Raw genomic sequence first — 14747 nt, 5'->3', positions numbered from 1 at the left:
CATCAAGGCGCGCAAATGCATGCTGCGCTCGATCACGCCCTGCCAACGACTTCACAGCGCTGGCCGTGAGTGCGGCCGTCAGCGCTTGGGCGCTCAGGAAGTAATGTGACGCCACTGCTCCAGTTTCTGCTCGAACGACAGCATCGCATTCGCCGGGCTCGACGAAGGCAGCACCAGCGTTTCATACCCGGCCTGCCCGATCACGTCGGCAAAGCGCCCCGCCGTCTTCCCGTTGAAACACACCTTCTTCAGCAACGGCGCATGCTCGCGCAACGACGCAAAGTCGTTCGGCTTCGCATTCCGGATCGCAGAATCGAGACTGCCTTGCCGATGGCATGCATCGAGGACATCCCAGATGCCGATGCCGTGCGAAAGCACGCGTTCGAGCCGCGCGTCGTACGCAAGTTCGTGCAGCCCGGGCTCGCCGAGCACCGCACCGAGCAACCGCCAGAACTGATTGCGCGGATGCGCATAGTACTGCGCGGCATCGAGCGACGCCTCGCCCGGAAAGCTGCCGAGAATCATCGTGTGCGTATTCGGCCCGACGACCGGCGCAAAACCTTGCAGCATCACACGGCCCCGCGCGGCCCGTCGCCATGCGCATCGAGATGGCGCCACAGCGCGGGCAGCATGCACTCGGTGACCATCAACGGCTTGCCGTGCCGCTGGAACACCGAGCGCCGCGCGACGAACGCGTGTGGCGCCCGCGCACCCTGCAACGCATGGCTCGCGAGCGCATACAGCGGATGACCGGCGATCACGCGCCGGCTGACGAGCGCGGAGCGCTCGACCTGCGGATCGCTGTACAGCAACTCCGCGAGCGGCCGCGTGCGCAACCGCCGCATCGCCTGCCATACACCCTTGCTGGCCGCGAGCGGCGCGATGCTGTGCGCGGCGACGTACGGCGTGCCGTCGACCGACAGGATTACCTCGCGCACCCACATCGGCGCACGCGGCGCACTGTCGAGCGCGTCAGGCTCGTCGAACCACGGACAGTCGACGGCCTCGCGCGTCACGCGCACGCTCACGCTGCCGAGCCGCGCGAGATGCGCGGTCAGCGAACCGCCGCGCGTCAGCCAGTCTCGCTGGTCGAGCGTGCAGCCGGGCCGGGGCGTTGCGCGCCAGCCCGCCTGTGCGCCGTCGAATCGAATCCGCTTGCTCACGCAGTGCGCGACAGCAGCAGCGCGTTGGTTCGCTTCACGAAGCTCGCCGGATCGTCGAGCATCCCGCCTTCGGCCAGCAATGCCTGGTCGAACAGCAGATGGCACCAGTCACCGAAATTGGCGCTCTCGGCGTTCAGCTGCTTCACGAGCGCGTGCTCCGGGTTGATCTCGAGGATCGGCTGCATCGCCGGCGCGTTCTGACCGGCCGCCTTCAGCATCCGCTGCAGGTAGCCGCTCATATCGTTGTCGTCCGCGACGAGGCACGACGGCGAATCGGTCAGGCGGAACGTGACGCGCACTTCCTTCACCTTGTCGCCGAGCGCTTCCTTCATCTTCTCGACGACCGGCTTGATCGCCTCGCCCGCCTGCTCCTGCGCCTTCTTTTCCTCGTCGTTCAGCTCGCCGAGGTCGAGATCGCCGCGGGCGACGCTCGCGAGCGGCTTGCCGTCGAATTCGTGCAGGAACGACAGCATCCATTCGTCGACGCGATCGGTCAGCAGCAGCACCTCGACGCCCTTCTTGCGGAACACTTCCAGATGCGGGCTGTTCTTCGCGGCCTGCCACGTATCGGCGGTCACGTAGTAGATCTTGCTCTGCTCCGGCTTCATGCGCGACACGTAGTCGGCGAGCGACACGTCCTGCGCGTCGGTGTCGCCGTGCGTCGAGGCGAAGCGCAGCAGCTTCGCGATGCGCTCGCGGTTCGCGTGATCCTCGCCGAGGCCTTCCTTCAGCACCTGGCCGAACGCGCTCCAGAACGTCTTGTACTTCTCCTTGCCGGCATCCTCTTCCGCGTTCGCGAGTTCCTCGAGCATCGACAGCGCGCGCTTCGTCACGCCTTCGCGGATCGCCTTCACGTCGCGGCTTTCCTGCAGGATCTCACGCGACACGTTCAGCGGCAGGTCGGCCGAATCGACGACGCCCTTCACGAAGCGCAGGTATTGCGGCAGCAGCTGCTCGGCGTCGTCCATGATGAACACGCGCTTCACGTACAGCTTCAGGCCGCCGCGATAGTCGCGGTTCCACAGATCGAACGGCGCGTGCGCCGGCACGAACAGCAGCTGCGTGTATTCGCTGCGGCCCTCGACGCGGTTGTGCGTCCACGTGAGCGGATCCTGGTGGTCGTGCGCGACGTGCTGGTAGAACTGCGTGTACTGCTCGTCGGTGATGTCGCTCTTCGAACGCGTCCACAGCGCGCTCGCCTGGTTGACGGTCTCGTCCTCGTCCTTCAGGACCATCTCGCCCTTTTCCTGATCCCACTCTTCCTTCTGCATCAGGATCGGCAACGCGATGTGATCGGAATACTTCTGGATGATCGACTTCAGGCGGTGCGACGACAGCAGTTCATCCTCGCCTTCGCGCAGGTGCAGCGTGATCGTCGTGCCGCGCTGCGCGCGCTCGATCGCGTCGATCGTGAAATCGCCCTCACCCGCGCTTTCCCAGCGCACGGCTTCGTTCGCCGGCAGGCCGGCGCGGCGCGTCTCGACGGTGATCTTGTCCGCGACGATGAAGCCCGAGTAGAAGCCGACGCCAAACTGGCCGATCAGTGCAGCGTCCTTCTGCTGGTCGCCGGACAGCTTCGTGAAGAATTCCTTGGTGCCCGAGCGCGCGATCGTGCCGAGGTTCGCGATCGCCTCGTCGCGGCTCATGCCGATCCCGTTGTCGTCGATCGTGATCGTGCGTGCGGCCTTGTCGAAGCCGATGCGGATGCGCAGGTTCGGATCGTTCTCGTACAGCGCGTTGTCCGCGAGTCCTTCGAAACGCAGCTTGTCGGCCGCGTCGGACGCGTTCGACACCAGTTCGCGCAGGAAAATTTCCTTGTTGCTGTAGAGCGAATGAATCATCAGGTGGAGGAGTTGCTTGACCTCTGCCTGAAAGCTCATCGTTTCGTGTGCCATGGATGCTGTTTCCTCTTACTTGAACTTGAATGGTGTGGCGCGGGCGCCCGGCGCGCGATGCCGGAGGGCCCGTCAAGGACGACCGCCTGGCGCAAGCGGTTTGCGCGGGTATCTGGGGCCGGGCTGCCGGATTTCAAGGGGCGGCGTGCAGCCCCATCACGACGCGCGCCGCGCCGCCGACTCGATATAGCGCGCGAGAAAGCCCGGCAGCGCCGGATCGCCGCAGTTCGCGACGTTGAAGCGGGTCCACGTCGACGACGACTGCTGCGGCGAGAACAGGCTGCCCGGCGTCAGCAAGAATCCTTCCTCGTGCGCGGCGGCCGCGAGCGCGTCCGAATCGACGCCCGTGTCGGCCCACAGGAACATCCCGGCTGCCGGCATCGTGAACAGCCGCAGCCCGGTGCGCTCGAGCATCCGCGCGGTCTTGTCGCGCACGCCGTCGAGTCGCGCGCGCAAGCGCTCGACGTGGCGCCGGTAATGCCCTTCGGTCAGGATCTTGTAGAGCACGCGCTCGTTGAGCTCCGGCGTCGTCATCCCGACCAGCATCTTCTGGTCGGTGATCGCCTTCGCGATCTCCGGCGCGCAGGCGACATAGCCGACCCGCAAATTCGCCGCGAGCGTCTTCGAATAGCTGCCGAGGTAGATCACGCGCTTCAACTGGTCGAGGCTCGCGAGCCGCGTCGCCGGGTAGCTCGGCGGGCACAGGTCGCCGTACACGTCGTCCTCGACGACGAGAAAGTCGTACGCCTCCGCGAGCTTCAGGATCCGGAACGCCTGCGCGGCCGACAGCGACGTGCCGGTCGGGTTCTGCAGCACCGAATTGATCACGAGCATCTTCGGCCGCCACATCTGCACGAGCGTTTCCAGCGCGTCGAGATCGGGGCCGTCGGGCGTATACGGCATGCCGACGAGCTGCGCGCCCTGCGACGCGAAGCGGCCGAACATCTGGAACCATGCGGGATCGCCGACGATCACCGCGTCGCCCGGCTGCACGTAGATGCGCGAGATCAGGTCGATCGCCTGCGTGATGCCCGACACCATCACGAGTTGCTCGGGCTTCGCGCCGATCTCGACTTCCGCGAGCCGCGTCTGCAGTTGCTGGCGCAGCGGCAGAAAGCCCTGCGGCGTACCGAAGCCGAGCATCTGAGCTCCGGACTGGCGCCCGAGCGCGCGCAGCGAGCCGGTGATCAGCTCGCCGTCGAGCCAGCGGCCCGGCAGGTAGCCGAGACCCGGCCCCTTTTCCGGGCTGGCGGTGTGCAGCATGTTGCGCAGCAGCCAGACGACGTCGATCGTGTTGTGCACGGGCGCGGCCTCCGCCACGCGCGCCACGTTGTCGACCGGCTGCGGACCGACGGCCGTGCGCTCGCGCACGTAGAAACCGGAGCCGCGCCGCGAATCGAGATACCCCTGCGCGACGAGCCGCTCGTATGCCTCGACGACCGTGAAACGCGACACGCTCTTGTCGAGCGCGAGCTTGCGGATCGACGGCATGCGCATGCCGGGCCGGAACACGCGCTCGTCGATGCGGCGCCGCGCCCACTGGACAAGCTGGTCGACGAGCGTGAGGGTGGCCGTATCGTGCGGCGCGGGAATCTGGGCGAGAGGGACGGTGGACACGGGCGGGCAACTCCAACTGTACCGAAGGCTATCGCGCCGATTGTACCGTTACTGTGCCGGTGCCGACGATTACAGTTGACCTCGATGGCGACGTGCGGCCGCCGTTTCGGCCCGGCCGCACGCGGGGCCGCACCGCCCGGCGTGCAACGCGGCCCGGGCACCGGCCGGTCGCGCTACCGTCCGCCCACCATGACACTTTCGCTTCCCGACCGACGTTCATGCCAGCCCGCTACCTGACCCTCGACCATCTCGTGATCGTCGCGCGCACGCTCGACGACGGCGTGCGCCATGTCGCCGACGCGCTCGGCATCGAACCGGCCGGCGGCGGCCGCCATCCGCTGATGCGCACCCATAACGCGCTGTTCGGCGCGTGGGGCGGGCTGTACCTCGAAGTGATCGCGATCGATCCCGACGCCCCCGCCCCCGGCGACGACGCCACGCCGCCGCGCGCGCGGCTGTTCGGCCTCGACGATCCGGCGATGCACGCGCGGCTCGCGCACGGCCCGTTCCTCGCGCACTGGGTCGCGCGCGTCGACCGCCCGCGCCAGCTCGCGCTGTGGCAGAGCCAGTACCCGACGCGCATCGCGCCGGTCGTCGCGATGCGGCGCGGCGACCTGAGCTGGGGCCTCACGGTGCCCGACGACGGCGCGTTCCCCGCGTGGCAAGGCGCCGGCGACGGCCTCGTGCCGTCGCTGATCCAGTGGGACAGCCCGCGTCATCCGGCCGAGTCGCTGCCGGACAACGGCGTCGCGCTGAAGTCGCTCAAGGGCGTCCACCCGCGTGCGGACGCGATCCGCGAGCAGCTCGACTGGCTCGGCGCCAGCCATCTGCTCGACGTCGAAACCGGTGACGGACCGCCCGCGCTCGTCGCGGAATTCGACACGCCGCAAGGCGCCCGCACGCTGCGCTGACCGCCCGGCCGCCCCTTCGATCATACGAACCCAGCAATACGGAGACACCCAGTACATGAATTCGCGCGAAACCCGGGGCATGCTGCTCGGCCTCATCGGCGTGATGATCTTCAGCCTGACGCTGCCGATGACGCGTATCGTCGTCTCCGAACTCAATCCGCTGCTCAACGGGCTCGGCCGCGCGCTCGCCGCATCGGTGCCGGCCGGCCTGCTGCTGTGGTGGCGCCGCGAACGGCTGCCGACGCGCGCGCAGCTGAAAAGCCTCGCCGTCGTATCGGCCGGCGTGATCATCGCGTATCCGGTGTTCTCCGCGTGGGCGATGAAAACCGTGCCCGCGTCGCACGGCGCGGTCGTCAACGGCCTGCAGCCGCTGTTCGTCGCGCTGTACGCGGCGTGGCTGTCGCACGAGCGCCCGTCGAAGGCGTTCTGGGCCAGCGCGCTGGCGGGCAGCGCGCTCGTGATCGCGTTCGCGCTGCGCGACGGCGGCGGCACCGTGCAGGCGGGCGACGCGCTGATGCTCGTCGCGGTCGGCATCGGCGCGCTCGGCTATGCGGAAGGCGCGCGCCTCGCGCGCCAGATCGGCGGCTGGCAGGTGATCTGCTGGGCGCTCGTCGTGTCCGCGCCGTTCCTCGTGCTGCCGGTCGGCTGGCTCGCATGGACGCAGCACGTCGCGCATCCCGCCCCGCTCGCGCTGCGCACGTGGCTCGCCTTCGGCTACGTGACCCTTTTTTCGCAATTCATCGGCTTTTTCGCGTGGTACGCGGGGCTCGCGATGGGCGGCATCGCGCGCGTCGGCCAGGTGCAGCTGCTGCAGATCTTCTTCACGATCGCCTTCTCCGCGCTGCTGTTCGGAGAAACGGTGACGCCGTCCACCTGGCTGTTCGCGGCCGCCGTGATCGCGACCGTAATGCTCGGCCGGCGCTCGGCCGTGGCCACGGCCCCGCGTCCTGCTCGCGCCGGTTGATGAGGTGCGCCATAATGTTCGTTTTGCCAGAACGGTTTTGCCCACCCGGCCGCGACGGCCCGATCGCGCTCCCGCATGCCTACCCGGCCGCGTCGACGCAATCTGCCTGATCGACCTTTCTTGACTGACCCCGATATCCGAACGAGGAGACTATGAATCCGACCGACCTGCATCCGCCGCACTGGCAGCTTTCCGAACGCGCCCGCAAGCTGACGAGCTCTGCGATCCGCGAGATCCTGAAGGTCACGGAACGCCCCGAGGTCATCTCGTTCGCAGGCGGCCTGCCGGCTCCGGCGACGTTCCCGGCCGAACGCATGCGCGCCGCGGCCGACCGCGTGCTGCGCGATGCGCCCGCCGCCGCACTCCAGTACAGCGCGACCGAAGGCTACCTGCCGCTGCGCGAATGGATCGCCGAGCGCTACAGCGTGCGCGTGTCGCAGGTGCTGATCACGACCGGCTCGCAGCAGGCGCTCGACCTGCTCGGCAAGGCGCTGATCGATCCGAACAGCCCGATCCTCGTCGAAACCCCGACCTACCTCGGCGCGCTGCAATCGTTCTCGCTGTACGAGCCGCGCTACGTGCAGGTGCCGACCGACGAGCAGGGCCTCTTGCCCGAAGGCCTCACGCCCGAGCTGACGCAAGGCGCGCGCCTCCTGTACGCGCAGCCGAACTTCCAGAACCCGACCGGCCGCCGCCTGCCCGTCGAGCGCCGCCGCGCGCTCGCCGCGTTCGCGCAGTCGAGCCCGTTCCCGGTGCTGGAAGACGACCCGTACGGCGCGCTGAACTACCAGGGCGAGCCGCTGCCGACGATGCTGTCGATGGCGCCGGACCACATCGTGCACCTCGGCACGTTCTCGAAGGTGCTCGCGCCGGGCCTGCGGATCGGCTACATCATTGCCCCCGAAGAACTCCACTTCAAGCTCGTGCAGGCCAAGCAAGCCACCGACCTGCACACGCCGACGCTCACGCAGCGCATCGCGCATGAAGTGATCAAGGATGGCTTCCTCGACGAGCACATCCCGACGATCCGCCAGCTGTACGGCGCGCAATGCGAAGCGATGCTCGCGTCGCTCGCACGCCACATGCCGGAAGGCGTCACGTGGAACCGTCCGGAAGGCGGGATGTTCATCTGGGTGAACCTGCCCGCGCAGATCGACAGCATGAAGCTGCTCGCCGCGGCCGTGGACAACCACGTCGCCTTCGTGCCGGGTGCACCGTTCTTCGCGGACGACGCGCAACAGAACACGCTGCGCCTGTCGTTCGTGACGGTGCCGCCCGAAAAGATCGAGGAAGGCGTCGCGCGTCTCGGCAAGCTGCTGCGCGAGCGTCTCTGATCCCCGCTTTTTCCTGTCACGACTCTCTACGAGGAATCGAACGCATGGCTAACGTCTACGACAAACTGAAGTCGCTCGGCATCGAGCTCCCGACCGCTGGCGCACCGGCCGCCGCCTACGTGATGAGCGCGCAAAGCGGCAACACGGTCTACCTGTCGGGCCACATCGCGAAAAAGGACGGCAAGGTCTGGGCCGGCAAGCTCGGCGCGGATCTGCAGACGGAAGACGGCAAGGCGGCCGCACGCTCGATCGCGATCGACCTGCTCGCGACGCTGCACACGCACACCGGCGACCTGAACAAGGTCACGCGCATCGTGAAGCTGATGAGCCTCGTCAACTCGACGCTCGACTTCACCGAACAGCACGTCGTCACGAACGGTGCGTCGGAACTGATCGCGGAAGTGTTCGGCGACGCGGGCAAGCACGCGCGTTCGGCGTTCGGCGTCGCGCAGATTCCGCTCGGCGCATGCGTCGAGATCGAGCTGATCGCCGAAGTCGCGTAACTCACGTCACGCAATCGTCACGATGACTAGCCACGGCGTCCGTTTCAAGCAGGTCGACGTCTTCACGTCGGTACCGTTCAAGGGCAACCCGCTCGCGGTCGTGTTCGACGCCGATTCGCTCGGCGACGACGACATGCTCGCGATCGCCCGCTGGACGAACCTGTCGGAAACGGCGTTCGTGTGTACGCCGACCGATCCGGAGGCCGATTACCGCGTCCGGATCTTCACGCCGGGCGGCGAACTGCCGTTCGCCGGCCACCCGACGCTCGGCACCGCGCACGCGTTCCTGGAAAGCGGCGCGCGGCCGCGCACGCCGGGCGTGCTGATCCAGCAATGCGGCGTCGGCCGTGTCGAACTGCGCGAACAGGCCGCCGGCTGGGCATTTGCCACGCCGCCGGCACGGTTCACGCCGCTCGACCGGTCGGACTATCCGGTGCTGGCGGCCGCGTTGCGCAGCAATGCGATCGATCCGGACGCCGAACCGTGCGCGGTCGACAACGGCGCGCCGTGGCTCGTCGTGCGGCTCACGTCGGCCGAGGCCTGCATCGGCCTCGCGCCCGATCCGGCCGCGCTCGAGGCCCTCACCCATCGCTACGGCGCGCACGGCCTCGCGGCCTACGCGCCCCACCCCGACGACGGCCCCGCGACGTTCGAAATCCGCTGCCTGATGACGGGCGGCGGTTTCGGCATCGGCGAGGATCCCGCCACCGGCAGCGCGAACGCCGCGCTGGCCGAGCTGCTGAGTCGCCAGCAGCGCCGCCCCGGCACGTCGTATACGGCCCGCCAGGGCACGGCGATCGACCGCGACGGCCGCATTGCCGTTCGCTATGACGACGACGGCACGATCTGGATCGGCGGCCACGTCGTGACGGTCGTGGACGGCACGTTCCAGATGCCCGCCTGACGTTTCGACGTTTCGCCATGTGCGATGGCCCGGCCGGGCGCCCTGAGGTTGCCCGGCTATCGCAAAAACGTTCCAGCCAGTAATATCGGGCCTAATCCGTCGCTTCGGCGGGTCTGTCCATGGTTGCGCACCCCGCGAACGAACAGACGCCGGGGCGACCCCAACCATAGCCGGCCATCCCGACGAGGATGGCGCAAGCGAGCAGGACGCCGCCCTTCTTCAATGAGCTCCGCCCGGTCCAACCACACGCCGCCGACCCGGCCGCTTCGCGCGCCGCGCAAATCGCGCCGGCGTGCACTGTTCGCGATCCCGCTGCTCGGGATGCTGGCGCTTGCGCTGCTGTGGGCGGTGATCATCGCGCGACTGTCGGTCGAAAAGGACAGCGCGTACAAGGAAGCGGCGGCATCCGCGGCGATCCTGTCGTCCGCGCTCGAGCAGCACACCGTCAAGGCGATCCACCAGGTCGACCAGATCACCCGCTTCGTCAAGTTCGAATTCGAGAAATCGCCCGCGCACTTCAACCTCGCGAGCGCGGTCGAAAAAGGCGTCGTGCCGAGCGACACGCTGATCCAGGTCTCGCTCGTGAACGCGAAGGGTATCCTGTTCGCGAACACGGCCGAACTCCATCCGCAGCCGATCAACCTGTCGGACCGCGAGCACTTCAAGGTCCATCTCGCGCACAACGACGACCGCCTGTACATCAGCAAGCCGGTGCTCGGCCGCGTGTCGAGCCACTGGACACTGCAGATGACGCGGCGCCTGAACAACCCGGACGGCAGCTTCGCGGGCATCGTCGTGGTATCGGAAGACCCGAGCTACTTCACGAACGACTTCTACAACAACGCGGCGATCGGCAAGGAAGGCGTGATCTCCGTGGTGTCCGACACGGGCGCCGTGCTCGCGCGGCGCACCGGCTCGCTCAGCAACGCACCGGGTGCGTTCTCCGCGTCGGGCGTGTACCCGATCGCCGAGCGCGTGACGGGCACGATCATCGACCCGATCGACGGCGTGACGCGCATCGTGTCGTACCGCCATCTCGACGGCTACCCGCTCGCGGTGATGGTCGGGCTGTCGCAGACCGAGGAATTCGCGGACTACTACCACACGCGCAACGTCTACCTGCTGATGACGAGCTTCATCACGCTCGCGATGCTCGCGTTCTTCAGCGTCGCGACGGGGCTGATCGGCAAGCTGCTGGGCCGCGAGCGCGAGATGACCCAGCTCGCCGAATACGACCTGCTCACCGGCCTCGCGAACCGCTACGCGACGCTGCGCGGGCTGCGCAACGACGTGTCGATGCCGGCCAGCCTGTCGCGGCTCGGCCTGCTGTTCATCGACCTCGACAACTTCAAGACCGTCAACGACACGCTCGGCCACAACGCCGGCGACATCGTGCTGCAGATGACCGCGTCGCGCCTGTCGGACGCCGTCGGCGACGAAGGGTCGCTCGCGCGGATCGGCGGCGACGAGTTCGTGGTCGTGATGAAGGGCGACGACATCGAACGGCGCGCGGTGCGACTCGCGGAAGCGATCATCCGGATGTTCGGCGAACCGTTCGACGTGCGCGGCAGTTCGTTCGTGCTGCACGCCAGCATCGGCATCGCGCTGCACAGCGTCGCGAACGAAAGCGAGATCGACCTGCTGAAGAAGGCCGACCTCGCGATGTACAGCGCGAAGGACGCGGGAAAGAACTGCTACCAGTTCTACGCGCCGCACCTGTCGCACCGCGCGGACCACCTGATGCGCTGGGAACAGCAGTTGCGCGTCGCGCTCGCCGAAGGGCAGCTGTTCCTCGCATACCAGCCGAAGATCGATCTGACGCACCGCACGATCACTGGCTTCGAGGCGCTCGCGCGCTGGGACCACCCCGAGCACGGGGTCATCTCCGCGAACGAATTCATTTCGATCGCCGAATCGACGGGCCTGATCGTGCCGATCGGCGACTTCGTGATCCGCACCGCATGCGAACAGATCGCGCGCTGGCGCGACGACGGCCACGACACGTTGACCCTCGCGATCAACATCTCGCCGGTGCAGTTCTGGCGCGGCGACCTGATCGAGACGATTTCCCAGGCGCTGCAGGACACCGGCATCGACGCGAACCGGCTCGAACTCGAGATCACCGAGACCGCGATGATGGAATACCCCGAGCTCGTGTCCGAGAAGATCGTCGCGCTGAAGAAGCTCGGCATCCGGATCGCGCTCGACGATTTCGGCACCGGCTATTCGTCGCTGTCGTACCTGCACCGCTTCTCCGTCGACACGCTGAAGGTCGACCGCTCGTTCGTGCAGGCCATCCCGAACGATCGCAGCGTGTGCGTGATGGTGTCGTCGATCGTGCATCTCGCGCGCTCGCTCGGCCTGACGGTCGTCGTCGAGGGCACCGAGACCGAGGAGCAGATCGCGTGGCTGTCCGCGCTCGGCGAGATCGAAGCGCAGGGCTTCCTGTTCTCGCGCCCCGTGCCGGCCGACGCGATTCCCGCACTGATCGCACGCTTCGGCGTGCGCGGCGCTCGGCCGAACGTCCTCGCCCACCGCGCGACTGGCAGCACGGGCGCCTGAGCCCGCAACACGCTCGGCGCGTGTTGCGCGGCCCATCGATTGTTTCGGCTTCCGATCCGATTGTTTAGTCCATTTACTAGCGTTTTCGCGCATGGCAGTGTCACGATGCGCGGCGGACAATCGGGAGGGCCACCGTGTCGGCGGGCCGCCGGCACGTTTTCACGCGCGAGACCAGGCCCAGCGCCAACAGCATAGTCATGACAACCGTCGAAGTCGAAGCGGCCGAACGTGTCGAACAGGCACAGGCCTCCCTATGGACCTTGTTCAAGGTCATCGCCGGCATTTCCGCCGTGTCGTGGGGCGGGCTGTCGATGATGGCGCAGCTCGAACGCCACTACGTCGACCGGTTTCAGCGCATCGAGCCGCACGTGTTCGCCGATTTCATCGCCCTCGCATGGCTGGTGCCGGGCCCCGTCGGCTGCAATGTCGCGGTGCAGGTCGGCCAGACGCTGCACGGCCGCATCGGCGCGTGGATCGCCGGCATCGCGAGCGTGCTGCCGTTCTTCCTGCTGATGACGCTGTTCGCGATCTTCTACCGCACGCCGATCGTGCGCTCGCTCGCCGCGCCGATGCTGATCAATCACTTCGGGATGGTGCTCGCCGCGCTGATCGGCGTCACGTGGATCAAGCAGTTGCGTACGCTCGCGCGCACGCGGCTCGAACAGTTGATTGCCGCGCTATCGACGATTCTGCTCGCTTTCGCGCATAGTCCGGCCGCCTTCGTCGGGATTCTTTTCGCTGCGTTTGCAGCCGGCTGGCTGACCGGGCCGCCGCAAGACGACGTGGTCGACTTCACGTTGTCCCGGCGCGACCGCAACCTGCTCGTGCTGCTCGGCGTCCTCGTCGCGCTGTTCGCGCTGCCGCTGTCCGGCGACTACCAGATGACGCTGCTGTGGCCGCGGCTCGCCGGCGCCGGGATGACGCTGTTCGGCGGCGGCTTCTCCGCGCTGCCCGTGCTCAAGACGCTGTTCGTGTCGCCGGGAACCGGCATCTCCGATCACGACTTCACGCTCGCGTTCGCGCTGTCGCCCGTATCGCCCGGCCCGCTGCTGAACGTCGTGCCGTTTCTCGGCTACCTGACCGACGGCTGGATCGGCGCGCTGCTCGCGACCGCCGCGCTGTTCATTCCGTCAGGGTGTCTCGTCGTGTTCGCGCAGAACCATCTGTTCCGGTTCAAGCGCCACTCGCGCTTCGAGCACGGGATGCGCCTGATGCGCGCGGCGACGACGGGCTTTCTCGTCGTCGCCGTCGTGAAGATCCTGCATCGCGAACCGGCCGATCCCGTCTATTGGCTCACGGGCGCCTTTGCGATGCTGTGCTTCGCGCGCTTCAAGGCGCCCGTGTATGCCGTCTACGGCGCGGTCGCGATCGTGTGCGGCGTATGGCTGTGGGCCGTCGCGCATTGACGGCCGGCTGCGATCACCGCCGCCACCACCGCCACCGCTCGACGCTCAGCCTGCCTGAACCGCGACGCGGCGTGCGACCCAGCGCGCCCGCAGCGCGTCGTACGCGAGGTTGAAGCAGAACGTATAAGGCAGGAAGAACAGCACGATGCCGAGGTCGAGCAGCAGCGCCTCGACGAGGCTCACATCCAGCCACCACGCAGCGACCGGCACCACCATCGCGACGAGGCCGAGCTCGAACGCGACCGCATGCACGATCCGCATCCCGAGCGTGCGCGTGAGGCCGGCCCGCCGCTCGAAGCGGTCGAACAGCGTGTTGAACGTCATGTTCCAGGCCATCGCGATCAGCGACACCATCACCGTCAGCACGCCGACGTGCGAGACCGGCATGTCGAGCAGCCACGCGCCGATCGGCGCGCACAGCGCGATCGCCACCAGTTCGAACGTCAGCGCGTGAACGAGGCGTTCCGTCACCGTTTTGTTCATCTGTTTCATGGTTCCCTCCGATTCGTTGGTCCAGCTCATGTCGGCCATTTTGATCGGCACAACCGTATGAATCCAGTTTGATATCATCGGTTTTACCGATATAACGCTCTGAGGTCCCCCGCATGCGCCACGCCCCCGAAGCCCTGCTCGCCTTCGCCGAAGCCGCGCTGCTCGGCTCGTTCACGGCCGCCGCGCGCAAGCTTGGCAAGCGCCAGTCGACGGTGTCCGAAGCGATCGCGAACCTCGAGATCGATCTCGGCGTGCAGCTGTTCGACCGCTCGACGCGCACGCCGACGCTGACCGATGCCGGCCGCGCGCTGCTGCCGCAGGTGCAGCGCACGCTGGAAGCCGGCGCGGCGATCGACCGCACCGCCGCGCGGCTCGCGCAGGGTGAGGAAGCGCGGCTCACGCTCGTCGTGTCCGATACGTACCAGTCGAAGCGTTACGAGGAAACCTTGACGGCGCTCGAGCGGCGCTTTCCGGCGCTCGAGCTCGAATGCCAGATCGCCGAGCACGAGGACGTGCTCGACCTGATCCAGCAAGGCCGCGCCCAGCTCGGGCTGATGGCCGCGCGCGCCGTCTACCCGCCCGATATCGGCGCAGCGACAGTGGCGGAGGAATCCGAGATCGGTCTGTTCGTCGGGCGCACGCACGCGCTGGCCGCCCACGGCGACGCCGACGTGCCGCATGCGGCGCTGCGCGACGCGCGCGAGCTGCGCCTGAACACCTACGTGAAACCGGAGGATCGCGGCGCCGACGACCGGATCGTCGTCGGCACGCAGCGCTGGCTCGCGCCGAGCTATCTGATGCTGCTGGAGATGGCGGTGCTGGGGTTCGGCTGGGCCGAGCTGCCGCGCTGGATGGTCGAGCACTGCGCCCGCGACCGGCATCACGCCCGCGACCGGCCAGCGTCACTGAGCCGCGCACCCGTGCCCGCGATGCGGGCGCGGGCGCATAATGGACGCATGAGCGTCGCACGCACGGCTCGGTCGCCCCAGGCCCGGC

At 67.6% G+C, this 14747-nt stretch carries 13 protein-coding genes; 8 read left to right on the top strand and 5 right to left on the bottom strand.

Annotated features, from left to right (window positions below; translation table 11 throughout):
- Positions 1-93: 93 nt before the first annotated feature.
- The 4 genes from F3J14_RS22485 to F3J14_RS22470 all read right to left on the bottom strand — a co-directional run bounded on the left by F3J14_RS22485 (position 94) and on the right by F3J14_RS22470 (position 4675).
- Positions 94-570, bottom strand: coding sequence for a DNA-deoxyinosine glycosylase (locus tag F3J14_RS22485; RefSeq protein ID WP_166724890.1), 477 nt, complete (start codon positions 568-570; stop codon positions 94-96).
- Complete coding sequence (locus F3J14_RS22480; RefSeq protein WP_166724898.1) at positions 570-1151, bottom strand: chorismate lyase; 582 nt, start codon at positions 1149-1151, stop codon at positions 570-572. Before F3J14_RS22480 ends, F3J14_RS22485 begins: the two co-directional genes overlap by 1 nt.
- A gap of 8 nt (positions 1152-1159) precedes the next feature.
- Positions 1160-3058, bottom strand: a complete 1899-nt coding sequence (gene htpG, locus F3J14_RS22475; RefSeq protein WP_166724889.1) for a molecular chaperone HtpG — start codon at positions 3056-3058, stop codon at positions 1160-1162.
- 156 nt (positions 3059-3214) lie between these two features.
- Positions 3215-4675 (bottom strand): PLP-dependent aminotransferase family protein, encoded by a 1461-nt coding sequence (locus tag F3J14_RS22470; RefSeq protein WP_166724888.1) that lies wholly within the window; start codon positions 4673-4675, stop codon positions 3215-3217.
- Between the two features lie 218 nt (positions 4676-4893).
- Here F3J14_RS22470 and F3J14_RS22465 point away from each other — a divergent pair, with 218 nt between their 5' ends.
- The 7 genes from F3J14_RS22465 (at position 4894) to F3J14_RS22435 (ending at position 13259) form a co-directional block, all read left to right on the top strand.
- Positions 4894-5586 carry a VOC family protein gene (locus tag F3J14_RS22465; protein WP_166724887.1) on the top strand — a complete coding sequence of 231 codons (693 nt, stop codon included), beginning with the start codon at positions 4894-4896 and terminating at the stop codon, positions 5584-5586.
- A gap of 55 nt (positions 5587-5641) precedes the next feature.
- Entirely contained in the window at positions 5642-6550 is a 909-nt protein-coding gene (locus F3J14_RS22460) for a DMT family transporter (protein ID WP_006752871.1), read from the top strand.
- Positions 6551-6702: 152 nt separating this feature from the next.
- Positions 6703-7884 (top strand): PLP-dependent aminotransferase family protein, encoded by a 1182-nt coding sequence (locus F3J14_RS22455; protein ID WP_006752872.1) that lies wholly within the window; start codon positions 6703-6705, stop codon positions 7882-7884.
- A 44-nt stretch (positions 7885-7928) separates the two neighbouring features.
- Positions 7929-8387, top strand: a complete 459-nt coding sequence (locus tag F3J14_RS22450; protein WP_105833026.1) for a RidA family protein — start codon at positions 7929-7931, stop codon at positions 8385-8387.
- Between the two features lie 22 nt (positions 8388-8409).
- A complete protein-coding gene (locus tag F3J14_RS22445) occupies positions 8410-9291 on the top strand; it encodes a PhzF family phenazine biosynthesis protein (RefSeq protein ID WP_166724886.1) in 882 nt (293 codons plus the stop codon).
- Positions 9292-9513: 222 nt separating this feature from the next.
- Positions 9514-11853, top strand: a complete 2340-nt coding sequence (locus tag F3J14_RS22440) for an EAL domain-containing protein (RefSeq protein ID WP_166724885.1) — start codon at positions 9514-9516, stop codon at positions 11851-11853.
- A gap of 197 nt (positions 11854-12050) precedes the next feature.
- A complete protein-coding gene (locus F3J14_RS22435; RefSeq protein WP_166724884.1) occupies positions 12051-13259 on the top strand; it encodes a chromate transporter in 1209 nt (402 codons plus the stop codon).
- A 45-nt stretch (positions 13260-13304) separates the two neighbouring features.
- Here the strand turns inward: F3J14_RS22435 and F3J14_RS22430 are convergent, their stop codons facing one another.
- Entirely contained in the window at positions 13305-13751 is a 447-nt protein-coding gene (locus tag F3J14_RS22430) for a multidrug/biocide efflux PACE transporter (RefSeq protein ID WP_166724883.1), read from the bottom strand.
- A gap of 113 nt (positions 13752-13864) precedes the next feature.
- Here F3J14_RS22430 and F3J14_RS22425 point away from each other — a divergent pair.
- Positions 13865-14747, top strand: an 883-nt coding sequence (locus F3J14_RS22425) for a LysR family transcriptional regulator (RefSeq protein WP_166724882.1), incomplete at its 3' end; no start/stop codon positions are given.

Origin of the sequence: Burkholderia sp. Tr-862, from assembly GCF_011753085.1 — a bacterium.
GTDB lineage: Bacteria > Pseudomonadota > Gammaproteobacteria > Burkholderiales > Burkholderiaceae > Burkholderia > Burkholderia ambifaria.
Note: the sequence above shows the minus strand (reverse complement) of the source record. Positions and strands in the feature narration are given on the sequence as shown.

Excerpts from the sequence above, each read along its gene's own strand:
- F3J14_RS22435 (WP_166724884.1), top strand. The coding sequence starts at position 12,051 with ATGACAACCGTCGAAGTCGAAGCGGCCGAACGTGTCGAACAGGCACAG.
- F3J14_RS22440 (WP_166724885.1), top strand. The coding sequence starts at position 9,514 with ATGAGCTCCGCCCGGTCCAACCACACGCCGCCGACCCGGCCGCTTCGC.
- F3J14_RS22460 (WP_006752871.1), top strand. The coding sequence starts at position 5,642 with ATGAATTCGCGCGAAACCCGGGGCATGCTGCTCGGCCTCATCGGCGTG.
- F3J14_RS22485 (WP_166724890.1), bottom strand. The coding sequence starts at position 570 with ATGCTGCAAGGTTTTGCGCCGGTCGTCGGGCCGAATACGCACACGATG.
- F3J14_RS22450 (WP_105833026.1), top strand. The coding sequence starts at position 7,929 with ATGGCTAACGTCTACGACAAACTGAAGTCGCTCGGCATCGAGCTCCCG.
- F3J14_RS22445 (WP_166724886.1), top strand. The coding sequence starts at position 8,410 with ATGACTAGCCACGGCGTCCGTTTCAAGCAGGTCGACGTCTTCACGTCG.
- htpG (WP_166724889.1), bottom strand. The coding sequence starts at position 3,058 with ATGGCACACGAAACGATGAGCTTTCAGGCAGAGGTCAAGCAACTCCTC.
- F3J14_RS22465 (WP_166724887.1), top strand. The coding sequence starts at position 4,894 with ATGCCAGCCCGCTACCTGACCCTCGACCATCTCGTGATCGTCGCGCGC.
- F3J14_RS22430 (WP_166724883.1), bottom strand. The coding sequence starts at position 13,751 with ATGAAACAGATGAACAAAACGGTGACGGAACGCCTCGTTCACGCGCTG.
- F3J14_RS22455 (WP_006752872.1), top strand. The coding sequence starts at position 6,703 with ATGAATCCGACCGACCTGCATCCGCCGCACTGGCAGCTTTCCGAACGC.